Consider the following 20,042-nt stretch of genomic DNA (forward strand, 5'->3'; position numbering starts at 1 on the left):
GGCGACGTGAGGCCCCGGCGGTCACGGCGCGCGGGCGCACCCGAGGCGCGGGCGGCTTCCCTCCGGGGAGGCCGCCCGCGCCGCGTCGTGCCCGCCGAGGGTGGGGCTCAGTGGTGGACGGGGTGTTCGGCCGAAGCCGTCCGCGGCTCGGGCGCCCCGGTCCCCGGCGCCGCCCCCGCGGTGGACGCGGGCGGCGCGCCGGCACCCGTACGCGCCGCGTGGCGGCCGCGGCGCTTGGGGGCGGGCACGGTGAGGGCGACGAGCAGGCCCAGGGCGAGCGCGGCGGCGGAGACGACCGCGACTCCGAGCCCGGTGCTCGTCTGCGAGAGCAGCAGCATGGCGATCGTCGACACGATGACCGTGGCGGATCCGTACGCGAGCTGTGCGGCAGTCGGACGCGGCATGGCGATATCCGTCCTCGGTGAGGGGGAGGGGGAGTCGGCTCAACCAACGTCGCGCGTCAAGTGACTCCATGACGGGATGCCCGGGGCAAGCCCCCGGTAAGCGTGACCTAACACACGGTGCCGGAGCACAGGGGGCGCACAGGGTCATTTCTCACGCCCCGTAGGGGGGGAGAAAGGGGACGCTACGGACGCGTTCCGGGGTCGGGAAGGGTTCTTCGCCCCGTATGGCTGCAGAACGTCCGGATAGCGGAACTCCCTGACCGCATAGTGCAGTTGTAAGGTTCAAGTCAAGGTCTGTCTTTTCTCGCGTCTCTCCGGTCAAATGTCGTCACTTGAGACGCGCGCCGCGCGGAACCCCCCGCTCCTATGGAGAAGTTCCGAACTCAGACGTTGCGGCCGCGGGAGGGGAACACATCAAGTGACCAGCAATTCCGCCCGACGGCGTGCGATCCGCGCTGCCGCCGTCACCGTGACCATGGCCGCATGCGCGACCAGTGCCACCTTCTTCACCGTCACCGCGGCCCAGGCCGAGGGCAAGGCCCCGGCCGCCCCGGTGGCCGACCGGCAGGACCCGACCACTCCTGCCAAGGTCGTCGAGCACGACCTCAAGGGCCCGTTCAGCGAGCAGCAGGCCGAGCAGCGCAAGGCCGCTCTGGACCAGGTGCTCCAGGGCAAGAAGGGCGTCGAGCAGCGCGGCGCCTCCAAGGTCGTCAAGCTGGACGACAAGAAGTACGTCGAGCTCGGCCGTGAGAAGACCGACAAGATCTTCACGATCCTCGTCGAGTTCGGCGACCAGGTCGACAACACGACCATGCACGACCCGGACGGCCCCGGCCCCAAGCCGGCCGTTCCGAAGTACGGCGGCACCCCCGGTCCGATGCACAACACGATCGCCCGGCCCGACCGTGCCAAGGACAACAGCACCGCCTGGCGCGAGGACTTCAGCCGTCAGTACTTCCAGGACCTGTACTTCGCCACCGGCGAGGGCAAGCACTCCCTGAAGACGTACTACGAGAAGACCTCCTCGGGCCGCTACTCGGTCGAGGGCGAGGTCTCCGACTGGGTCAAGGTCCCGTACAACGAGGCCCGCTACGGCTCCAACTACTGCGGCCAGAGCAACTGCTCCAACGTCTGGGACACCGTCAAGGACGGCGTCACGGCGTGGGTCGAGGCGCAGAAGAAGGCCGGCAAGACCGACGCCGAGATCAAGGCGAAGCTGGCCCAGTACGACCAGTGGGACCGCTACGACTTCGACGGCGACGGCAACTTCAACGAGCCCGACGGCTACATCGACCACTTCCAGATCGTCCACGCGGGCGAGGACGAGTCGGCCGGCGGCGGCGTGCAGGGCCCCGACGCCCTGTGGGCGCACCGCTGGTACGCCTACGGCACCTCCGCGGGCAAGACCGGCCCGGCCAACAACAAGGCCGGCGGCACCCAGATCGGCGACTCCGGCATCTGGGTCGGCGACTACACGATGCAGCCCGAGAACGGCGGCCTCGGCGTCTTCGCCCACGAGTACGGCCACGACCTCGGCCTGCCGGACCTCTACGACACCTCCGGTGGCGGCGAGAACGGCGTCGGCTTCTGGTCCCTGATGTCGGCCGGCTCCTGGCTCGGCACCGGCAAGGACTCCATAGGCGACATGCCGGGCGACATGACCGCCTGGGACAAGCTCCAGCTGGGCTGGCTGAACTACGACACGGCCAAGGCCGCGACGAAGTCCACCCACAAGCTCGGTGTGTCGGCGTTCAACACCAAGGACAAGCAGGCCCTGGTCGTCGAGCTGCCGAAGAAGAAGGTCCAGACGGACATCGTCGCCCCCGCCGAGGGTTCCACCCAGTGGTGGAGCAACATGGGTGACGACCTCAAGAACACCCTCACCCGCTCCGTGGACCTGACGGGCAAGACGTCCGCCGCCCTGTCCCTCAAGGGCTGGTGGGACATCGAGGCCGACTACGACTACCTCTACACCGAGGTGTCCACGGACGGCGGCGCCAACTGGACCGCCCTCGCCGGCACCGCCGACGGCACGGCCATCCCGGCCGACGCCGCCGGCAGCCCGTCGCTCACCGGTGTCTCGGGTGCCTGGAAGAACCTCAACTTCTCGCTCGACGCCTACGCGGGCAAGAAGGTCGACCTCCGCTTCCGCTACCAGACGGACGGCGGCGCGGGCGGCAAGGGCTTCACGGCCGACGCCCTCACCATCACCGCGGACGGCTCCTCGCTGTTCACCGACGGCGCCGAGAACGGCGACAACGGCTGGACCGGCAAGGGCTTCTCGCGGATCGGTGCCGGCTTCACCAAGGAGTACGCGCAGTACTACCTGGCCGAGAACCGCCGCTACGTGTCGTACGACTCCACCCTCAAGGTGGGCCCGTACAACTTCGGCTTCGGCAACACCCGTCCGGACTGGGTCGAGCACTACCCGTACCAGGACGGTCTGCTGATCTGGCAGTGGGACACCTCCCAGAAGGACAACAACACCAGCCAGCACCCGGGCCAGGGTCTGATCCTCCCGATCGACGCCAACGCCAAGCCGATGAAGTGGTCGGACGGCACCCTGCTGCGCAACAAGATCCAGCCGTACGACGCCACCTTCAGCGCGTACTCGACGGACGCCTTCACGCTGCACAAGAACGGCGAGTCGCTCTTCCTGAAGCCGAAGCCCGCGAACCTGGTCTTCGACGACCGCAAGGGCAAGTACTACTACGACGAGAACCCGACCGGATCGGTGAAGGTCACTGACACCAACACCAAGATCAAGATCCTGAAGGAGACCTACGACGGTGAGGTCATGACCGTCGAGGTCGGCCCCTCGAAGTAGTACCTCGGTAAAACCACAGGTCAAAGCATGATCGGCCGTCGCCCTCTAGCGGGCGGCGGCCGATCGCGTTTAGATGCCCCGGTACGAGGTTCTTATTGACGGGGGAGATGACAGACATGCCCGGTGGAGGTTTCGTCAGATTGCCAGGCGGCAGCGTGGTCGTCGCGCTCACGCTGCCGAGGCCGTCCGGCGAGGGTGGAAATGTCCGCGTGCTGGTGCACGCCGCGAACCGGGCCCGCGCCCTGACCAGGCTGCGGAACCTCGGGATGCGGGCCGTGTACCTGCGGGGCAACGCGCAGCCGCCCACACCCGACGAGGTCACGGCCGTCCTGCACCATCCGGACGGCCTGCTGTGGCGCGCCGCACCCGACCGCGCCCAGGAGCTCTGGCACCCGATCCGCGCCCTGCTGGGCACATAGGCCCTGCCGGGCGCCTGGCCGTCCCTTTACGGATCTTCCCGGCTCCGCGCCGCCCGGCACCGGCCTCGCCGCCGGGTCGGGGCTCCCCCTGGGCCCTGTGGGCCCGGGGAGGCCCCTGGCACCGGACAGCGCGGGCTCGGCCGGCAAGATCCAAGGAGACGGCCCCGGAGGGCGCCTCGCGGCGCCCCGTGCCCGGTGTGCTCCCAGGACCGCCCCGGCGCGCCCAGGACTGCCCCGGTGCTCCTAGGACCGGGGTCCGACCGCGCCCACGAGGGTCACACCGGCCGCGCGGAGCTCTTCCAGGGCCCGCTCGGTGGTGTGCGGTGCCACGGCCGCCGTCAGGTCCAGCAGGACGCGCGTGGTGAATCCGGCGCGGGCGGCGTCGAGGGCGGTGGCCTTCACGCAGTGGTCGGTGGCGATGCCGACCACGTCGACCTCGCCGACATGCCGCTGCCGCAGCCAGGCGGCGAGGCCCTCGCCGTTCTCGTCGGCGCCCTCGAAGCCGCTGTACGCGGCCTCGTACGCGCCCTTGTCGAAGACCGCGGCGACCGAACCGGAGGCGACGGCGGGCGCGAAGTTCGGGTGGAACCCGACGCCCTCCGTCCCGGCCACGCAGTGGACCGGCCAGGAGGACTCGTAGTCCGGCTCGGCCGGCGGGTGCGCGAAGTGCGCCCCCGGGTCGACGTGGTGGTCGCGGGTGGCGACGACGTGCCGGTACCCGGCGGTGGCCTGCCCGATCAGCTCGGTGATGGCGGCGGCGACGTCGGCTCCGCCGGTGACCGCGAGGCTGCCGCCCTCGCAGAAGTCGTTCTGTACGTCGACGACGATCAGTGCGCGGTGCATGACGTGTCCTTCGGTTCGTTGTCGTTGTGCGGCGGCGGCCCTGCGGGGGGCTCTTGCCCCACCCCGCCCCTTCCCGAAACTGGGGCGCCGCACCGGACCCCCACGGCGCTCCCCGCCCGCGGCCCCGGCGCGCAGCCCCCGCCCCGCCCACCCGTGCCCGCCCTGCGGCGCAGCCTCCGCCCGGGTGTCGCAGCCGCTGCCGTCGGGCGTGCCCGTCTGTGGCGGAGCCCCGGCCCCGGTGTCCGCAGCGGCTTGCCGCCCTGCAGGGCTAGTGCTGTGACCGGCAAGGTTCACCGGGTCGCGACGCCCGGCACGGCACCTCGCCGCGTTGTCGGACCGCGCACGCGATGCACCGCACCGGACGCCGCGCCCCGGCACACCTTTCCGGCCACAGCGCTAGACGTACTCCGTCGGGATCACGGCCTCGCCCCGCGAGAGCTGGGTCGCCGACAGCGGCAGGCCCGCGCGTGCCGCGCGGTGGCGGTCGCGGGCCGCTTCCAGCGGCTCGCGGGCGACCACCTCCCCGGCCTTGACCAGGTGCGTCAGCAGTTGCCGGTCGGCCAGGCCCGAGGGGACCGGGCCCACGCCGATCACCTCCGCCTCGGCCACCCCGTCGGCGTCCTGCCGCCGCGCCGCCCACTTGCGGCCGCCGATCGAGGTCTTGCCCCCGGTGGACTTCTTGGCCACCGGGGCCAGCGCCGCCTTCGGGTCCGCCGAGGTGGCCCGGGCCACCAGCTTGTAGACCATCGAGCACGTCGGGTGCCCGCTGCCCGTCACCAGCTGCGTGCCCACGCCGTAGGCGTCCACCGGGGCCGCCGCCAGCGAGGCGATCGCGTACTCGTCCAGGTCCGAGGTGACCACGATCTTCGTCGCGGTCGCCCCCAGCTCGTCCAGCTGCTGGCGCACCCGGTGGGCCACCAGCAGCAGGTCCCCGGAGTCGATCCGCACGGCGCCCAGGTCGGTGCCCGCCACGTCGACGGCGGTGCGCACCGCCTCCGCCACGTCGTAGGTGTCCACCAGGAGCGTGGTGCCGCGCCCCAGCGAGGCCACCTGCGCCGTGAAGGCGTCCCGCTCGCTGTCGTGGACCAGGGTGAAGGCGTGAGCGCTCGTGCCGACGGTGGGGATGCCGTAGCGGAAGCCGGCCGCCAGGTCCGAGGTGGAGGCGAAGCCGCCCACGTACGCGGCCCGCGCCGAGGCGACGGCCGCCAGCTCGTGCGTGCGCCGTGCGCCCATCTCGATCAGCGGCCGGTCGCCGGCCGCCGAGGACATCCGGGAGGCGGCCGCCGCGATCGCCGAGTCGTGGTTGAGGATCGACAGGATCACCGTCTCGAGCAGCACGCACTCGGCGAAGCTGCCCTCCACCCGCAGGATCGGCGAGCCGGGGAAGTAGACCTCGCCCTCCGGGTAGCCCCAGATGTCGCCGGAGAAGCGGTAGGAGGCCAGCCAGTCCAGCGTCCGCATGTCGACGACGGCCCGCTCGCGCAGGAACTCCAGCACCGCGCTGTCGAAGCGGAAGTTCTCCACCGCGTCCAGCACCCGCCCGGTCCCCGCGACCACCCCGTAGCGGCGCCCCTCGGGGAGCCGCCGGGTGAACACCTCGAAGACCGAGCGGCGGTCGGCGGTGCCGTTGGCCAGGGCGGCCTGCAACATCGTGAGCTCGTAATGGTCCGTGAAGAGCGCTGTCGACGGCACGTCCACCGGCAGGCCCAGGTCCGCAGGGTTCATGGCGGCGATGCTAGCGCACATTTCGTCAAAGTGACGAGATGTGGGTCCCGTTTGTGCAACCGCCCCGTCACGGTGGCAGCATGGGACGAGTGAGTGTTGCTCCCATTGAGATCGAACGCACTGAGTCGGCCGAAGAGACCTTCGCGGTCCCGGAACCTGACGTTCCCTGGGTGACCCTGGTGCACAACGACCCGGTCAACCTCATGAGCTACGTGGCGTACGTGTTCCAGGCGTACTTCGGCTACTCGAAGGACGTGGCGCACAAGCTGATGCTGGACGTCCATCACAAGGGGCGGGCGGTCGTGTCCAGCGGCACCCGCGAGGAAATGGAGCGCGACGTGCAGGCCATGCACGGCTACGGCCTGTGGGCGACCCTCTCCCAGGACCGCACCTGATGGGCCGGTCCGCCGGGATGTTCGAGTCCCTGAAGGGCGGCGGAGCCGCCATCGCGCTGGACGAGATCGAGATCTCCATCCTGCGCTCCCTGGCCGTCCAGATGCTGGAGCTGATCGGCCCCGGCGAGCCCGAGCCCGCCGAGGACGCCGATCCCCTCGCCGCACTGTTCACCGAGGGCCCCAGCGAGCCCCCGTCCGACCCGGCGCTGGCCCGGCTCTTCCCCGACGCCTACGGGTCCCCGGACGGCACCGGCGACGAGGGCGTGGACCCGGTGGAGCTGAAGGCCCGCGCCGCGGAGTTCCGCCGCTACACCGAGAACGACCTGCGCGCCCGCAAGCGCGAGGACGCCCTCGCCCTCGTACGCAGCCTGGACGCGCTCACCCCGGCCGGCGACGGCGCCGCCGTGCTGGAGCTGACCGGCGAGCTGCCGCTGCGCTGGCTCGGCGGCCTCAACGACCTGCGCCTGACCCTCGCCGCCCGGCTCGACATCACCGAGGACGACGAGAGCGCTGCGCTCTTCCGGCTGCCGGACGACGACCCGCGCAAGCCCATGGTGATGGCCTACCTGTGGCTCGGCGGACTCCAGGAATCCTTGATCGAAACCCTCTGAGGAACCTCAGGAGCGGGCCGCGTTCGCTCAGCGGACGCTCAAATCCGGATAACGATCAGATCACCGCCATGCGGTGATCTGTCATGATCACCGATGTTTGTCCGGAAATTTTGATGCTGTGCGCCACATTTCTCCCCCTCCGACGGTCGTAAGCACGTGATAAATCTTCACGACCGCCGAAGGGACGCCACCCATGTCCCCCGGCCCGCTTGAACCGGCAGACCGCCGGCGTGCAACTCCATCCGTATCCGGGGGGGATCGAGGACCCGATCCGCAGCCAGCCAAGGCGCGGGTCGGCAGTGGAGAAAGGCGCACCAGACATGACCTCAGTGCAGGTCGAGCAGCACGGCAACACGCCCGGTGAGGGCATTCAGGGCGACGGCGGCGGCGAGGGGTACCACCGCACGCTCGGCGCCCGCCAGATCCAGATGATCGCGATCGGCGGGGCCATCGGCACCGGCCTCTTCCTGGGCGCCGGCAAGGCGATCTCCAAGGCCGGCCCCAGCCTGATCCTGGCGTACGCGATCGCGGGCCTGGTCATCTTCATCATCATGCGGGCCCTGGGCGAGCTGCTCATGTACCGCCCCGTCTCGGGCTCCTTCTCGGACTACGCCCGTGAGTTCCTGGGCCCGTTCTGGGGCTACGTGACGGGCTGGACGTACTGGCTCTTCTGGGTGGTCACCGGCATCACCGAGGTCACCGCGGCCGCGCAGTACATGTCCTACTGGACCCACGACAGCTTCCCGCAGTGGGCCTACGCGCTGATCTTCACCGTCATCCTCTACGGCGCCAACCTGATCTCCGTGAAGCTCTTCGGCGAGCTGGAGTTCTGGTTCTCCATGGTCAAGGTCACCGCCATCGTCGGCATGATCCTGATCTGCGCCGGCATCCTCACCATCGGCTTCTCCGACGCCGCCGAGACCGCTTCCGTCGCCAACCTCTGGAACGACGGCGGCTTCTTCCCCAAGGGCATCGGCGGCACGCTGATGACCCTGCAGATCGTGATGTTCGCCTTCCTCGCGGTCGAGCTGGTCGGCGTCACCGCCGGTGAGTCCAAGGACCCCGAGAAGACCCTGCCCAAGGCCATCAACACCGTGCCGTGGCGCATCGCCGTCTTCTACGTCGGCGCACTCGTCATGATCCTGTCGGTCGTCCCGTGGACGCACTTCCAGCCGGGCGTCTCGCCCTTCGTCGCCGCCTTCGAGCGCATGGGCCTGGGCATCGGCGCCGCGATCGTCAACTTCGTCGTCCTGACCGCGGCCCTGTCCTCCTGCAACTCCGGCATGTACTCCACCGGCCGCATGCTGCGCGACCTCGCCCTCAACGGCCAGGGCCCGAAGGTCTTCACCAAGCTCACCAAGAGCGGCACCCCGCTCATCGGCACCACCTTCAGCGCCTCGCTGATGCTGGTGGGCGTCTGGATCAACTACGTCGCCCCCGGCAAGGCCTTCGACTACGTCGTCTCCTTCGCGACCATCTCCGGCATGTGGGCCTGGATCATGATCCTGGTCTGCCAGATCCGCTACCGGGCCAAGGCCGACCGCGGCGAGCTGCCCGGATCGAAGTTCAGGGCGCCCGGCGCCCCGTACACCAGCTGGTTCGCCCTGGTCTTCATCGGCATGGTCATCGTGATGATGGGCGCCGACAAGGACGCCCGCGTCTCGCTGTACTGCGCCCCGCTGTGGGGCCTCATCCTCGGCGTCGCCTACCTGGTCATGAAGAACCGCGACCCGCGCGGCGCGGCCTTCACCCAGGCCTCCTGACCGCGGCTCCCGGCCGCCTGCCACGGCCGCGAGCCCTGCTCCCACGGACATCCTGTCCAGCATGCGGGCCCTTCCGTACCACTCCTCGGTACGGAAGGGCCCGTCTGCTTATCCTGTCGCTCATGCTGACCCTCACCCAGGCCCTGTACGACCGGATCGTCGAGCACGCGCGCCAGGACCACCCCGACGAGGCGTGCGGTGTCGTGGCCGGGCCGGCGGGCACCGGCCGCCCCGAGCGGTTCATCCCGATGCTCAACGCGGCCCGCTCGCCCACGTTCTACGAGTTCGACTCGAAGGACCTCCTCACGCTCTACCGCGAGATGGACGACCGCGACGAGGAGCCGGTGATCGTCTACCACTCGCACACCGCCACGGAGGCCTACCCCTCGCGCACGGACGTCACCTACGCGAACGAGCCGGGCGCCCACTACGTGCTGGTCTCGACGGCCGACAAGGACGGTCTCGGAGAGTTCCAGTTCCGCTCCTACCGGATCGTCGACGGCGTGATCACCGAGGAAGAAGTGCAGGTCGTCGAAGCCTACTGACCACCATGTGAGCAGGAGACGTCCACGATGCGGGATCACACTCCAAACCGGGGACCGGGAATCGTTAACATGACCGCATGGTTTCCCACGACGTGAGCATCGAGACGCCCGGCAGGCTGCTGCTCGTGGCCCGGCTGCACGTCGACCTGTGCCGCCTCGCCAGCGCCATCTGTCCTGCCGCCTGAGCACCGGAGCCCCCTCGCGCGGGGGCCGCACGAACGCGCGCCGTCTTCCTCCGCACACCCGCCACGCCCACGCCCTGACGACTGGAGCCCAGCCATGGCCATCGAGGTCCGCATCCCCACCATCCTCCGCACCTACACCGACGGCGAGAAGGCCGTGAACGGTGAGGGCGCCACGCTCGCCGACCTCTTCGCGGACCTGGAGACCCGGCACAAGGGCATTCGAGAGCGACTCATCGACCAGGCTGCCGGCGGGCAGCTGCGCCGCTTCGTGAACGTCTACCTCAACGACGAGGACGTCCGCTTCCTCGACGGCATCTCCACCGCCCTCAAGGACGGCGACAACGTCACCATCCTCCCGGCCGTGGCCGGCGGATCGAAGTAATGCGCTACGACTCCCCCCTGGCCGCGGTCGGCAACACCCCGCTGGTCCGGCTGCCCCGGCTCTCGCCGTCGCAAGACGTCCGGATCTGGGCCAAGCTGGAGGACCGCAACCCGACCGGCTCGATCAAGGACCGCCCCGCGCTCCACATGGTCGAGCAGGCCGAGAAGGACGGCCGGCTGTCCCCCGGCTGCACCATCCTGGAGCCCACCTCGGGCAACACCGGCATCTCGCTGGCGATGGCGGCCAAGCTCAAGGGCTACCGCATCGTGTGCGTGATGCCGGAGAACACCAGCCAGGAACGGCGCGACCTGCTGGCCATGTGGGGAGCCGAAATCATCTCGTCGCCGGCCGCCGGCGGCTCCAACACCGCCGTCCGGGTGGCCAAGGAACTGGCCGCCGAGCACCCGGACTGGGTGATGCTCTACCAGTACGGCAACCCGGACAACGCCGGCGCCCACTACGCCACGACCGGCCCGGAGATCCTCGCCGACCTCCCGTCGATCACCCACTTCGTGGCCGGCCTGGGCACCACCGGCACCCTGATGGGCGTCGGCCGCTACCTGCGCGAGCACGTCCCCGGAGTGAAGATCGTCGCTGCCGAGCCGCGCTACGACGACCTCGTCTACGGGCTGCGCAACCTGGACGAGGGCTTCGTGCCCGAGCTGTACGACGCCTCCGTGCTCACCACCCGCTACTCGGTGGGCTCCTCCGACGCGGTCACCCGCACCCGGGAACTGCTCCAGCAGGAGGGCATCTTCGCGGGCGTCTCCACCGGCGCCGCCCTGCACGCCGCGATCGGCGTCGGCCGCAAGGCGGCGGCCGCGGGCGAGAGCGCCGACATCGTCTTCGTCGTGGCCGACGGCGGCTGGAAGTACCTGTCGACCGGCGTCTACACCGCGGCGACGACCGAAGAGGCCATCGAGGTCCTCCAGGGCCAGCTCTGGGCCTAGCACCCGGCCGTACACGCCGGCGAGGCTGAGATCCGGCCCCGCCGGCGTGCGCGGGGCCGTATCCGTCCGGGCAGCGCCCGGTCAGTGCGACAGGCGCTCCGCCAGGATCGCGGCATGGCTGGAGTCCGGGTCCCTGACCGCGGTCAACAGCGTCACCGGCCCCGCCCCGACCAGCCCGCGCAGGCGGTCCAGCTCCGCCACCGCCTCCGGCTCCGCCAGCTCCGCCTCGTAGCGCCGCCGGAACTCGCCGGCCGAGCCCCCGTCGTAAAAACCACCTGCGCAGCTCCGTCCCCGGACCCCCGCCGCCGCCTTCGCCAGGCCCCGCGGCCAGAGCCGGTCCACGAGGACCCGCAGCCCGTCCGCCTCCGGCTCCGGCGGGTCGTACACGCGCCGCAAGCGGATCTCCGGCATCACCGACCGCCTCCCAGTCCCTTGACCTCGTCCCACACCGCAGGGTCCAGCATCCCCAGCCGGACCCGGAACTCCCACAACGACACCTCGTCCGGCCGGTCCGCCTCCAGGAAGCTCGCCCGGCCCTGCGCCCCCACCGTCCCCGGGGGCAGCGGGATCACCCCGGCCCGCCGGTCGTCGTACTTCGCGGTGATCCACGCGACCCGCGCCCGGTGCTCCCGCGCCGGGCCCACGCCCAGGACCAGGCAGGTCCGGCCGTCCGCCAGGGTCCACAGCTCGGCCGGCTGCGGGTGCGGCGGCCGGCCGGCCCCGTGCGCGGGCGGGGGCCGCCGGGGGACGCCCAGCCGCCCCCCGGCGATCAGCATCACCAATGCCAGGGCCACGACCGCGGCCACCGCCGGCCACCAGGACGTGTCCATGTTTCGACCGTAGCCGCGCGGGAAGGCCCCGGCACGGCAACGCCCGCGCCCACCGTCGCTCCCCCGGGTGACAGCGCAGGTGATTCCCCCCACAACGGCCTGCCGCGGAGGAGCGACCGGACGTTTCGCGCCTTACGCTCGACCCACGCACGGCCCGCATTCCGTCCACGGACCGTCCACGGAGGTTCACGCTCCATGAAGCTCACCGTCGTCGGCTGTTCGGGGTCGTTCCCGTCCGCGGAATCGGCCTGTTCGAGCTACCTCGTCGAGGCCGACGGCTTCCGGCTGCTCCTCGACATGGGCAACGGCGCCCTCGGCGATCTCCAGCGCCACTGCGGTCTCTACGACCTCGACGCGATCTTCCTGAGCCACCTGCACGCCGATCACTGCATCGACATGTGCGCGTACTTCGTCGCCCGCTTCTACCGCCACGAGGGCGGCCGCTGCGGCACCATCCCCGTCTTCGGCCCCGAGGGCACCGAGAAGCGCCTGACCACGGCCTATGACGACGTCCCCGACGAACGTTCCATGAGCGAGGTCTTCGACTTCCGCACCCTGAAGTCCGGGACCTTCGAGATCGGCCCCTTCCAGGTCCGCACCGAGCGGGTCGCGCACCCCGTCGAGTCCTACGCCATCCGCATCGAGCACGGCGGCCGCTCGCTCACGTACTCCGGTGACACCGGCGTCTGCCCCGAGCTGGGCCAGCTCGCCGAAGGCGTCGACCTCTTCCTCTGCGAAGCCTCCTTCACGCACGGCAAGGAGGACATCCCGGACCTCCACCTCAACGGCCGGGAGGCCGGCGAGTACGCGCACGCCGGCAACGTCGGGCGGCTCGTCCTCACCCACATCCCGCCGTGGACGGACCCCGCGCAGAACCTCGCCGACGCCCGCGCGGTCTACGGCGGCCCGGTCGACCTGGCGTACGCGGGCGCGGTCTACGAGGTCTGAGCCCCGCCCCCACACAAGCGCCCCGCACACGCGCAAGCCCCCGCACACGCGGAAGCCCCCGCCCTTCCGGAAGGAAGAGCGGGGGCTTTGTCGTGCGAGCGGACGGACCCCGCTCGGGCGGGGCCTGTTCGGACGGGCCTACTTGGCCTCGGCCTTCGCCATCTCGGCCAGTTCCTCGTCGGACTCGCGGCCCGGCGTGGGGAGGTTGAACTTGGTGATCGCGAAGCGGAAGCCGAAGTAGTAGACGGCTCCGAAGACCAGACCGATCGGGATGATCATCCACGGGTTGGTCGCCTTGCTCCAGCCGAGGCCGAGGTCGATCAGACCCGCGGAGAAGGTGAAGCCCGCGTGGACCCCGAGCGCCCAGGTGATCGCCATGGAGAGGGCGGTCAGGACCGCGTGGATCGCGTAGAGCACCGGCGCGATGAACATGAACGAGAACTCGATGGGCTCGGTGACACCGGTGACGAACGAGGTGAGCGCGAGCGAGACCATCATGCCGGTGACGGCCTTGCGGCGCTCCGGGCGGGCGGTGTGCGCGATGGCCAGGGCGGCGGCCGGCAGGCCGAACATCATGATCGGGAAGAAGCCCGTCATGAACAGGCCGGCGTCCGGGTCACCGGCGAAGAAGCGGTTCAGGTCACCGTGGACGACCTCGCCGGCCGCGTTGGTGAAGTCACCGATCTGGAACCAGGCGACGGTGTTGACGAACTGGTGCATGCCGATCGGGATCAGCGCGCGGTTGATGGCACCGAAGACGCCGGCGCCCGCGGCGCCCAGACCCGTCATCCACTCACCGAAGTTGGAGATGACCTCGCCGATCGGCTCCCAGACCACACCGAAGAACACACCGGCGATGACGCCGACGAACGCCATGATGATCGGGACGAGACGGCGGCCGTTGAAGAAGCCGAGCCAGTCCACCAGCTTGGTGCGGTGGAAGCGCTGCCACAGGACCGCGGCGAGCAGGCCCATGATGATGCCGCCGAGAACGCCCGGGTTGTTGTACGTCGCGGCGACGTCGACACCCTTGTTCTCCGTGGTGTTGATGACGGCCTCGGTCACCGGGAAGGCGGTGAGGACGTTCTTGTAGACCAGGAAGCCGACGAGCGCGGCGAGCGCCGTGGAGCCGTCCGCCTTCTTGGCGAAGCCGATCGCCACGCCGATGCAGAACAGCAGCGGCAGGTTCGCGAAGACGGCGTCACCGGCGGTGGCGAACACCGTGGCGACCTTGCCCCAGCCGAGGCCGTCCTTGCCGAAGACATCGGGCTGGCCGAGGCGCATCAGGATGCCGGCGGCGGGCAGGACGGCGATGGGCAGCTGGAGGCTGCGGCCGACCTTCTGCAGACCCTGGATCAGGCCGGCTCCCCGCTTCTTGGCGGGCGGCGCAGCGGCGTCAGTAGCCGTACTCATAACTTCCTCCGGGGAGCAAGGCGCCGCCAAGGGGGTGGTGCCAAGGGGGACGGCGACGTCTCAGAAAGGGGGCCCACGCCGCCGGGGGAAGCGGTCGTGGTCTACACCAATCGTGGTGTAGACCAGTTGTAACACGGTGAGGGTTAGATAAGGAACCTTCGTTTTCCTGTGGCCTGGATCACATCTGCGCGGGCGTGCCGAAGGGCCCCCGGATCGTGATCCGGGGGCCCTTGACGAGCCGGCCCCGGCCCCTTCCGCGAGGGCTCAGGACTTGGTGTTCTCCGCCTCCATCGCCGCGATCTCCTCGTCCGACTCCCGGCCCGGCGTCGGAATGTCGAACTTCGTGATCGCGAAGCGGAAGACCACGTAGTAGACGAGCGCGAAGCCCAGGCCGATCGGAATGATCAGCCACGGCTTCGTCGCCAGGCTCCAGTTGATGACGTAGTCGATCAGGCCCGCCGAGAAGCTGAAGCCGTCCTTGACGCCCAACCCCCAGGACACCGCCATGGACACACCCGTCAGCACCGCGTGCACCGCGTACAGCGCGGGTGCGACGAAGAGGAAGGAGTACTCCAGCGGCTCGGTGATCCCGGTGACGAACGAGGTCAGCGCCACCGACAGCATCAGGCCGCCGACCTCCTTGCGCCGCTGCGGTTTCGCGCAGTGCGTGATCGCCAGCGCCGCCGCCGGCAGCGCGAACATCATGATCGGGAAGAAGCCGGTCAGGAACAGCCCCGCGGTCGGATCGCCGTGCAGGAACATGTTGATGTCGCCGTGGTACGTCTTGCCGTCCGGCGCCGTGTACGACCCGAACTGGAACCAGACCGGCACGTTCAGGAACTGGTGCAGGCCGATCACCAGCAGCGCGCGGTTCGCGACACCGAAGATGCCGCCGCCCCAGGCGCCGAGCCCGCGCAGCCAGTCGGAGAAGCTCTCCAGCGCGTCGCCGACCGGCGGCCAGACCCACAGGCAGAGCGCGGCGAAGGCGATCGCGACGAACGACATGATGATCGGGACGAGCCGGCGGCCGTTGAAGAAGCCGAGCCAGTCCACCAGCTTCACCCGGTGGTACCGCTGCCAGAAATAGGCCGCCAGCAGCCCCATGACGATGCCGCCGAAGACCCCGGGATTCTGGTACGTGTACGCCACGAAGGTGTCGTTCGGCCCCAGGCAGCCGCCCCCGATGTCCCTCGTCCCCGCCGGGCAGGCCTTCTGGAACGCGTGCAGCACCCCCCGGTAGACGAGGAACCCCGCCGTGGCCGCGAGGGCGGTCGAACCGTCCGCCTTCCTCGCCATGCCGATGGCGACGCCGATGCAGAAGAGGAGCGGCAGGCCGAGATCGGGGTCGAGCAGCGCCCCGCCCGCACCCGCCATCACCTTGGCCACGTCCGTCCACTGCAGGCCTTCCGCACCGAAGACATCCGGCTGCCCCAGCCGCAACAGGATGCCCGCCGCGGGGAGTACGGCGATGGGCAGCTGAAGGCTCCGGCCCATCTTCTGCAGCCCCTGGAACAGTTTGTTGCGCCAATTCGGCTGTGGCGCTGCTTCGGAGCTGCTCGCGCTCATCGGCGTCCTCCCTGACCGGCCCGTTTTGGCTGCCGCAACACTTGCGGCACACTGGTGTAGACCAGTGGTGGGCAGGTTGCTGCTGATCGTCATCATTCGGCAGAAGCCGGTCATGTGCCTGCATAGTTGGGCCAACCGTGCGTTACCGTGACGACGCGGACCATGCGGGTGGGTAGCCACGTACTGGCCGCCGAGACTCGTTCTTCGAACACTCAGGGAGAAACACATGGCCACCAAGGCTGAGAAGATCGTCGCCGGGCTCGGCGGCATCGAGAACATCGAAGAGGTCGAGGGCTGCATCACCCGTCTGCGCACCGAGGTCATCAACCCCGACCTCGTCGACGAGGCCGCCCTCAAGGCCGCCGGCGCCCACGGCGTCGTCCGGATGGGCACCGCGGTCCAGGTCGTCATCGGCACCGACGCCGACCCGATCGCCGCCGACATCGAAGACATGATGTGATCCGGATTCCCTGAGTCCGGGCCCCCGGCCCGAAGCCACGACGGACCCCGTCCCGCACCCCGGACGGGGTCTTCGCGTAGGGGATCTCCTGCCGGGCGGGCCGGCCCCGCGCGTCCCGGTGCCCGATCCGGCCCGACCGGCACCGCACCCCCCGCCACCCACTAGGCTCGGGCACATGTCTCGCATCGACGGCCGCACGCCCGAACAGCTCCGCCCGGTCACCATCGAACGCGGATGGAGCAAGCACGCCGAGGGCTCCGTCCTCATCTCCTTCGGAGACACCAAGGTCTTCTGCACCGCCTCCTTCACCGAAGGCGTCCCGCGCTGGCGCAAGGGCAGCGGCGAAGGCTGGGTCACCTCCGAATACTCGATGCTGCCGCGCTCCACCAACACCCGCGGCGACCGCGAATCCGTCCGCGGCAAGATCGGCGGCCGCACGCACGAGATCTCCCGCCTCATCGGCCGCTCACTGCGCGCCGTCATCGACTACAAGGCCCTCGGCGAGAACACCATCGTCCTGGACTGCGACGTCCTCCAGGCCGACGGCGGCACCCGCACCGCCGCCATCACCGGCGCCTACGTCGCCCTCGCCGACGCCGTCGCCTGGGGCCAGCACAAGAAGCTCATCAAGGCCGGCCGCAAGCCGCTGACCGGAACCGTCGCCGCCGTCAGCGTCGGCATCGTCGACGGCGTCCCGCTCCTCGACCTCTGCTACGAGGAGGACGTGCGTGCCGAGACCGACATGAACGTGGTCTGCACCGGCGACGGCCGCTTCGTCGAGGTCCAGGGCACCGCCGAGGGCGAGCCCTTCGACCGCAAGGAACTGAACGCCCTCCTGGACCTCGCCGCCGGCGGCTGCGCGGACCTCGAAGCCATCCAGCGCGACGCGCTCGGCCTGTAGCCGACAACCACCGGCAACCGCAACACGCCCCCCGGCGTCCCTACGGGCAACGGGCGCACGGTGGCACCACCGTGCGCCCGCACCCGTCCGCCTCCGTACACGTCCTCTCGGGAGAACCGCATGAAGCTCCGCATAGCGGCAGTAGCCGTGGCAGCCGTCCTGACCATCCCGGCCCTTTCCGCCTGCGACGCCATCTCCACGGCCATGGACTGCGCGAACACGGCGGTCGCCATCACGGACGGCGCGAACGACCTCCAGCAGGCCGTCTCCCAGGCGGGCAACAGCCCCCAGGACGCCAAGAACGCCCTCGACCAGATCGAGACGAACCTCAAGAAGATCGGCGACCAGACGGACAACGCCGACCTGGGCAAGGCCATCGGCTCGATGAACACGGCCGTCAAGAACGTCCGCACCGCCATCGAGAGCGGCAACCCCACCCCCGACATCAAGCCGGTCGCCGACGCCGCGAGCGAGATCTCCAAGGTCTGCACCCCGGGATAATGAGGGCATGACCTCGACGCCCAGCAGCCTGATCCTCGCGACCCGCAACGCGGGCAAAGTCTCCGAACTGCGCGCCATCCTCGCGGACGCCGGCCTGCCCCACGGGCTGGTCGGCGCGGACGCCTACCCGGAGATCCCCGACGTCAAGGAGACCGGCGTCACCTTCGCCGAGAACGCCCTCCTCAAGGCACACGCCCTGGCGCGCGCCACCGGCCTGCCGGCGGTCGCCGACGACTCCGGCCTGTGCGTGGACGTCCTGCACGGCGCCCCCGGCATCTTCTCCGCCCGCTGGGCCGGCCGACACGGCGACGACAAGGCCAACCTGGACCTGCTCCTGGCCCAGCTCGGCGACATCGCCGACGAGAACCGCAGCGCCCACTTCTTCTGCGCGGCGGCCCTCGCCCTGCCGGACGGCACCGAACGCGTCGTGGAAGGCCGCCTCCTGGGCACCCTGCGCCACACCCCGTCGGGCACGGGCGGCTTCGGCTACGACCCGATCCTCCAGCCCCTGGGCGAGACCCGCACCTGCGCGGAACTGACCCCGGACGAGAAGAACGCCATCTCCCACCGCGGCCAGGCCTTCCGAGCCCTGGTCCCCTTCATCCGCGCCCTGCTGCCCTGACGGGCGGATACGCCGAAGGGTGGTGCTCCTGGAGAGGAGCACCACCCTTTCGTCGTGGGCCCGGTGGGACTCGAACCCACGACACACCGGACCTAAACCGGCGCCCTCTGGCCAGCTGGGGTACGGACCCGTGCGACCACCTTACTGGTCGTCGACGGCTGTTCGTTGCGAAGGGACGGCCTTGCCCGATGGCTTGGCGAAGGTCGCGGTCTGGCTGTGGCAGGAGGGGCACAAATAGCGCAGGTTCTCCCGGCGGTTGTCCCGTCGGTCGCCGTTGATGTGATCGATCTCAAGGACGAGTCTGCGGCCGTGCCAGACGTCCCCGATGCCGCACTCGGCGCACACGTGCGGGACTCCGAGGTCGTCGAGCGCTCGGCGGAGTGTCGCCGTCCTGGTGCGGGAGGACCCGGTTTCGAGGCGCGTGAGAATCTCTGCCGGTGACTTGCGGGAAGGGGAGCGGCTGCCGACGGCGTGTCCCTGGCCCGTGAAGTGCCCGGTCGACAGCCCGTACTCCTGGATGCTGCGTCGTGCTTTGGCACGTGCGGCTCCGTCGAACGGATGGTGGCCGAGCGTGCGCATGACCCCAGCCATGCTCTTCGACCCCGCGACCGCAGACGTGATTGCCGCGCGGGGGAAGAACCGGCGTGACGTGGGACGGTCGTCCCGACGGAAGAAATGCGACGTGTCGATCCCGAACCGTTCGAGCAGTTTGGCGATATGGACGTGAGCACTGTTGTAAGGCTCGACGCCCATGTGGGCGAGCATCCCCGTAATGCTGTCCGTATGGGCAGCCGCTTCCCGGAGGCGCTCCGCCGTGTAGCGCTGCCTGATTCGGGCGGGCAGCGGCTCGTCGACGAAGTGGGAGGTGTCGATGCCGTAGTGAGCCAGTCTGTCACGCAGGTACCGGCGCGGTCCGGCCAGCAGCGGGACGTCCAGCAGCCTCATGAGGTCGACCAGGCTGGTGGCCGACGGCGCGGTTCGGCTCAGCAGGTCCCGGGTGTACCTGACCTTGCTCATGCGGGCTTGCGAGCCTTGCGGCCGCGGTAGGTGTCTGTGGCTGCGTGGCAGTTGGGACACAGGAGTCGGAGGTTTTCCCGCCGGTTGTCCCACCACTCGCCATTGATGTGATCGACCTCGTGTCGGAGCGGCTTGCCGTTCCACTGTGGGCCGATCCCGCACTCGGCACATTCATGCGGGACGCCGGCCTTCAGCAGCTGTCGCCGCAGCCGCTCGCCTGGGACCCTGCCGGCCTGCGGCTCCCTGAGCGAGAGCGTCGGCCCCAGCGCTCGCTTCGGGTGAGGGTTCTGAGCGGCCCCGAAGTGCGAGGTGTCGATGCCCAGGGTCACGATGCGGCGGGCGATGTGGGCCTGGTTGCCGCCGACGTTGCTGATGCCGAGGCGGGTGACCACCTCCGCGATGGATGTGGACCCGGCCACCAGCTCCCTGAGCCGCTCTTCCGTGTGCCGCACCCACTTCGTCGGGAAGTGGGAACAGTCGATCCCGGCCTCCCGCATCTTCGCCCGCAAGTAGCGCCTGCTGCCGGGGCTCGGAACGCCGCCACACCATCTGACCGCGTCGTTCCAGTTGTCCGTCCGGTGAGCCGCCTCTTCCAGCAGATCCCGCGTGTACCTGACCGTCATCCCCGCCCCTTGCCCCCGGCCGCGTGTGCGGCACTCGTACGGAGCAACGAGTCGCTGGTCGGACCGTCACGGGCTGTCTCGTCCGATAAGCGGAGCGGGCCGCCCCTGGGTG

The 20,042-nt window shown here is 70.0% G+C and carries 22 protein-coding genes, 1 tRNA gene and 1 pseudogene; 14 read left to right on the plus strand and 10 right to left on the minus strand.

From position 1 onward, the window contains the following. Positions 1-107: 107 nt before the first annotated feature. Positions 108-404, minus strand: coding sequence for a hypothetical protein (locus AVW11_RS31800; protein ID WP_076046768.1), 297 nt, complete (start codon positions 402-404; stop codon positions 108-110). A gap of 475 nt (positions 405-879) precedes the next feature. Between AVW11_RS31800 and AVW11_RS31805 the strand changes: the two genes are divergently transcribed. Together AVW11_RS31805 and AVW11_RS31810 are read left to right on the plus strand one after the other, a co-directional pair. Further along, on the plus strand, positions 880-3,231 hold the full coding sequence (locus tag AVW11_RS31805) for an immune inhibitor A domain-containing protein (protein ID WP_076046771.1): 2,352 nt from the start codon (positions 880-882) through the stop codon (positions 3,229-3,231). Between the two features lie 116 nt (positions 3,232-3,347). Next, positions 3,348-3,650 (plus strand): hypothetical protein, encoded by a 303-nt coding sequence (locus AVW11_RS31810; RefSeq protein ID WP_045323902.1) that lies wholly within the window; start codon positions 3,348-3,350, stop codon positions 3,648-3,650. Positions 3,651-3,893: 243 nt separating this feature from the next. On the opposite strand, the gene AVW11_RS31815 is transcribed toward AVW11_RS31810, so the two are convergent. Both AVW11_RS31815 and AVW11_RS31820 read right to left on the minus strand, forming a co-directional pair. Continuing rightward, positions 3,894-4,493, minus strand: coding sequence for a nicotinamidase (locus AVW11_RS31815; protein ID WP_030852117.1), 600 nt, complete (start codon positions 4,491-4,493; stop codon positions 3,894-3,896). A gap of 396 nt (positions 4,494-4,889) precedes the next feature. Then, positions 4,890-6,218 (minus strand): nicotinate phosphoribosyltransferase, encoded by a 1,329-nt coding sequence (locus AVW11_RS31820; protein WP_060181133.1) that lies wholly within the window; start codon positions 6,216-6,218, stop codon positions 4,890-4,892. Between the two features lie 80 nt (positions 6,219-6,298). Between AVW11_RS31820 and clpS the strand changes: the two genes are divergently transcribed. From clpS to AVW11_RS31850, 7 genes are all read left to right on the plus strand, one after another. Then, positions 6,299-6,613, plus strand: a complete 315-nt coding sequence (gene clpS, locus AVW11_RS31825) for an ATP-dependent Clp protease adapter ClpS (protein ID WP_030852121.1) — start codon at positions 6,299-6,301, stop codon at positions 6,611-6,613. After that, entirely contained in the window at positions 6,613-7,224 is a 612-nt protein-coding gene (locus AVW11_RS31830) for a DUF2017 domain-containing protein (protein WP_030852123.1), read from the plus strand. Before clpS ends, AVW11_RS31830 begins: the two co-directional genes overlap by 1 nt. 320 nt (positions 7,225-7,544) lie before the next feature. Then, entirely contained in the window at positions 7,545-8,987 is a 1,443-nt protein-coding gene (locus tag AVW11_RS31835) for an amino acid permease (protein WP_060181134.1), read from the plus strand. A gap of 122 nt (positions 8,988-9,109) precedes the next feature. Beyond that, positions 9,110-9,532: a M67 family metallopeptidase gene (locus AVW11_RS31840; protein WP_030852127.1), complete on the plus strand. Its 423-nt coding sequence runs from the start codon at positions 9,110-9,112 to the stop codon at positions 9,530-9,532. 77 nt (positions 9,533-9,609) lie between these two features. Further along, positions 9,610-9,717, plus strand: coding sequence for a putative leader peptide (locus tag AVW11_RS39150; protein WP_311736929.1), 108 nt, complete (start codon positions 9,610-9,612; stop codon positions 9,715-9,717). A gap of 94 nt (positions 9,718-9,811) precedes the next feature. Then, positions 9,812-10,099: a MoaD/ThiS family protein gene (locus AVW11_RS31845; RefSeq protein WP_030026553.1), complete on the plus strand. Its 288-nt coding sequence runs from the start codon at positions 9,812-9,814 to the stop codon at positions 10,097-10,099. Then, a complete protein-coding gene (locus AVW11_RS31850; protein WP_060181135.1) occupies positions 10,099-11,049 on the plus strand; it encodes a PLP-dependent cysteine synthase family protein in 951 nt (316 codons plus the stop codon). Before AVW11_RS31845 ends, AVW11_RS31850 begins: the two co-directional genes overlap by 1 nt. An 81-nt stretch (positions 11,050-11,130) precedes the next feature. Here AVW11_RS31850 and AVW11_RS31855 read toward each other — a convergent pair whose 3' ends face one another. Both AVW11_RS31855 and AVW11_RS31860 read right to left on the minus strand, forming a co-directional pair. Further along, entirely contained in the window at positions 11,131-11,460 is a 330-nt protein-coding gene (locus tag AVW11_RS31855; RefSeq protein WP_076046772.1) for a DUF488 domain-containing protein, read from the minus strand. Further along, positions 11,460-11,879 (minus strand): hypothetical protein, encoded by a 420-nt coding sequence (locus AVW11_RS31860; RefSeq protein WP_060181136.1) that lies wholly within the window; start codon positions 11,877-11,879, stop codon positions 11,460-11,462. The genes AVW11_RS31855 and AVW11_RS31860 overlap by 1 nt, the downstream gene beginning before the upstream one ends. 195 nt (positions 11,880-12,074) lie before the next feature. Between AVW11_RS31860 and AVW11_RS31865 the strand changes: the two genes are divergently transcribed. After that, complete coding sequence (locus tag AVW11_RS31865; RefSeq protein ID WP_030852139.1) at positions 12,075-12,827, plus strand: MBL fold metallo-hydrolase; 753 nt, start codon at positions 12,075-12,077, stop codon at positions 12,825-12,827. A 138-nt stretch (positions 12,828-12,965) separates the two neighbouring features. Here AVW11_RS31865 and AVW11_RS31870 read toward each other — a convergent pair whose 3' ends face one another. Both AVW11_RS31870 and AVW11_RS31875 read right to left on the minus strand, forming a co-directional pair. Further along, positions 12,966-14,240, minus strand: a complete 1,275-nt coding sequence (locus AVW11_RS31870) for a PTS transporter subunit EIIC (protein WP_030852142.1) — start codon at positions 14,238-14,240, stop codon at positions 12,966-12,968. A gap of 264 nt (positions 14,241-14,504) precedes the next feature. Continuing rightward, entirely contained in the window at positions 14,505-15,806 is a 1,302-nt protein-coding gene (locus AVW11_RS31875) for a PTS transporter subunit EIIC (protein WP_060181137.1), read from the minus strand. Between the two features lie 220 nt (positions 15,807-16,026). Between AVW11_RS31875 and AVW11_RS31880 the strand changes: the two are divergent. The 4 genes and pseudogenes from AVW11_RS31880 to rdgB all read left to right on the plus strand — a co-directional run. Then, positions 16,027-16,266: pseudogene (locus tag AVW11_RS31880) on the plus strand (PTS sugar transporter subunit IIB); the annotation flags it as partial. Positions 16,267-16,441: 175 nt separating this feature from the next. Beyond that, positions 16,442-17,167, plus strand: a complete 726-nt coding sequence (gene rph, locus AVW11_RS31885; RefSeq protein ID WP_030852146.1) for a ribonuclease PH — start codon at positions 16,442-16,444, stop codon at positions 17,165-17,167. 120 nt (positions 17,168-17,287) lie between these two features. Further along, entirely contained in the window at positions 17,288-17,668 is a 381-nt protein-coding gene (locus AVW11_RS31890) for a hypothetical protein (RefSeq protein WP_030852148.1), read from the plus strand. A gap of 7 nt (positions 17,669-17,675) precedes the next feature. After that, on the plus strand, positions 17,676-18,290 hold the full coding sequence (gene rdgB / locus AVW11_RS31895) for an RdgB/HAM1 family non-canonical purine NTP pyrophosphatase (RefSeq protein ID WP_030852150.1): 615 nt from the start codon (positions 17,676-17,678) through the stop codon (positions 18,288-18,290). Between the two features lie 55 nt (positions 18,291-18,345). Here the strand turns inward: rdgB and AVW11_RS31900 are convergent. The 3 genes from AVW11_RS31900 to AVW11_RS31910 all read right to left on the minus strand — a co-directional run bounded on the left by AVW11_RS31900 (position 18,346) and on the right by AVW11_RS31910 (position 19,930). Continuing rightward, positions 18,346-18,420: transfer RNA gene (locus AVW11_RS31900), tRNA-Leu, on the minus strand. Between the two features lie 11 nt (positions 18,421-18,431). Beyond that, positions 18,432-19,307 carry an HNH endonuclease gene (locus AVW11_RS31905; RefSeq protein WP_076046769.1) on the minus strand — a complete coding sequence of 292 codons (876 nt, stop codon included), beginning with the start codon at positions 19,305-19,307 and terminating at the stop codon, positions 18,432-18,434. Continuing rightward, on the minus strand, positions 19,304-19,930 hold the full coding sequence (locus AVW11_RS31910; RefSeq protein ID WP_076046770.1) for an HNH endonuclease: 627 nt from the start codon (positions 19,928-19,930) through the stop codon (positions 19,304-19,306). The genes AVW11_RS31905 and AVW11_RS31910 overlap by 4 nt, the downstream gene beginning before the upstream one ends. Positions 19,931-20,042 lie beyond the last annotated feature (112 nt).

It is taken from the genome of Streptomyces amritsarensis (genome assembly GCF_001953875.1).
GTDB classification, from domain to species: domain Bacteria; phylum Actinomycetota; class Actinomycetes; order Streptomycetales; family Streptomycetaceae; genus Streptomyces; species Streptomyces amritsarensis.

Bases quoted from the DNA above. Each gene is read 5' to 3' on its own strand.
- AVW11_RS31800 (WP_076046768.1), bottom strand. From the start codon at position 404: ATGCCGCGTCCGACTGCCGCACAGCTCGCGTACGGATCCGCCACGGTC.
- AVW11_RS31805 (WP_076046771.1), top strand. From the start codon at position 880: ATGGCCGCATGCGCGACCAGTGCCACCTTCTTCACCGTCACCGCGGCC.
- AVW11_RS31810 (WP_045323902.1), top strand. From the start codon at position 3,348: ATGCCCGGTGGAGGTTTCGTCAGATTGCCAGGCGGCAGCGTGGTCGTC.
- AVW11_RS31815 (WP_030852117.1), bottom strand. From the start codon at position 4,493: ATGCACCGCGCACTGATCGTCGTCGACGTACAGAACGACTTCTGCGAG.
- AVW11_RS31820 (WP_060181133.1), bottom strand. From the start codon at position 6,218: ATGAACCCTGCGGACCTGGGCCTGCCGGTGGACGTGCCGTCGACAGCG.
- clpS (WP_030852121.1), top strand. From the start codon at position 6,299: ATGGGACGAGTGAGTGTTGCTCCCATTGAGATCGAACGCACTGAGTCG.
- AVW11_RS31830 (WP_030852123.1), top strand. From the start codon at position 6,613: ATGGGCCGGTCCGCCGGGATGTTCGAGTCCCTGAAGGGCGGCGGAGCC.
- AVW11_RS31835 (WP_060181134.1), top strand. From the start codon at position 7,545: ATGACCTCAGTGCAGGTCGAGCAGCACGGCAACACGCCCGGTGAGGGC.
- AVW11_RS31840 (WP_030852127.1), top strand. From the start codon at position 9,110: ATGCTGACCCTCACCCAGGCCCTGTACGACCGGATCGTCGAGCACGCG.
- AVW11_RS39150 (WP_311736929.1), top strand. From the start codon at position 9,610: ATGGTTTCCCACGACGTGAGCATCGAGACGCCCGGCAGGCTGCTGCTC.
- AVW11_RS31845 (WP_030026553.1), top strand. From the start codon at position 9,812: ATGGCCATCGAGGTCCGCATCCCCACCATCCTCCGCACCTACACCGAC.
- AVW11_RS31850 (WP_060181135.1), top strand. From the start codon at position 10,099: ATGCGCTACGACTCCCCCCTGGCCGCGGTCGGCAACACCCCGCTGGTC.
- AVW11_RS31855 (WP_076046772.1), bottom strand. From the start codon at position 11,460: ATGCCGGAGATCCGCTTGCGGCGCGTGTACGACCCGCCGGAGCCGGAG.
- AVW11_RS31860 (WP_060181136.1), bottom strand. From the start codon at position 11,879: ATGGACACGTCCTGGTGGCCGGCGGTGGCCGCGGTCGTGGCCCTGGCA.
- AVW11_RS31865 (WP_030852139.1), top strand. From the start codon at position 12,075: ATGAAGCTCACCGTCGTCGGCTGTTCGGGGTCGTTCCCGTCCGCGGAA.
- AVW11_RS31870 (WP_030852142.1), bottom strand. From the start codon at position 14,240: ATGAGTACGGCTACTGACGCCGCTGCGCCGCCCGCCAAGAAGCGGGGA.
- AVW11_RS31875 (WP_060181137.1), bottom strand. From the start codon at position 15,806: ATGAGCGCGAGCAGCTCCGAAGCAGCGCCACAGCCGAATTGGCGCAAC.
- rph (WP_030852146.1), top strand. From the start codon at position 16,442: ATGTCTCGCATCGACGGCCGCACGCCCGAACAGCTCCGCCCGGTCACC.
- AVW11_RS31890 (WP_030852148.1), top strand. From the start codon at position 17,288: ATGAAGCTCCGCATAGCGGCAGTAGCCGTGGCAGCCGTCCTGACCATC.
- rdgB (WP_030852150.1), top strand. From the start codon at position 17,676: ATGACCTCGACGCCCAGCAGCCTGATCCTCGCGACCCGCAACGCGGGC.
- AVW11_RS31905 (WP_076046769.1), bottom strand. From the start codon at position 19,307: ATGAGCAAGGTCAGGTACACCCGGGACCTGCTGAGCCGAACCGCGCCG.
- AVW11_RS31910 (WP_076046770.1), bottom strand. From the start codon at position 19,930: ATGACGGTCAGGTACACGCGGGATCTGCTGGAAGAGGCGGCTCACCGG.